The organism is Paenibacillus sp. GYB006 (genome assembly GCF_036577645.1).
Taxonomy (GTDB): Bacteria; Bacillota; Bacilli; order Paenibacillales; family Paenibacillaceae; genus Paenibacillus.
This window is the reverse complement of the sequence record NZ_JARBDA010000114.1, coordinates 1-235: the sequence shown is the minus strand read 5'-3', so window position 1 is coordinate 235 and position 235 is coordinate 1. Positions and strand designations below refer to the sequence as shown.

Below are 235 nucleotides of genomic sequence, written 5' to 3'. Positions count from 1 at the left end.
CTCCGCTACCCCCACCTCATCCCCGCACTTTTCAACGTGCGTGGGTTCGGGCCTCCAGTGCGTGTTACCGCACCTTCACCCTGGACAGGGGTAGATCACACGGTTTCGGGTCTACGTCCACGTACTATGTCGCCCTATTCAGACTCGCTTTCGCTGCGGCTACGGCTTTTCACCTTAACCTTGCACGGGAACGTAACTCGCCGGTTCATTCTACAAAAGGCACGCCATCACCCAT

At 57.4% G+C, this 235-nt stretch carries 1 rRNA gene; it reads right to left on the bottom strand.

The features are described 5' to 3' along the window. Positions 1-235, bottom strand: a 23S ribosomal RNA gene (locus tag PV403_RS25410); the annotation flags it as partial.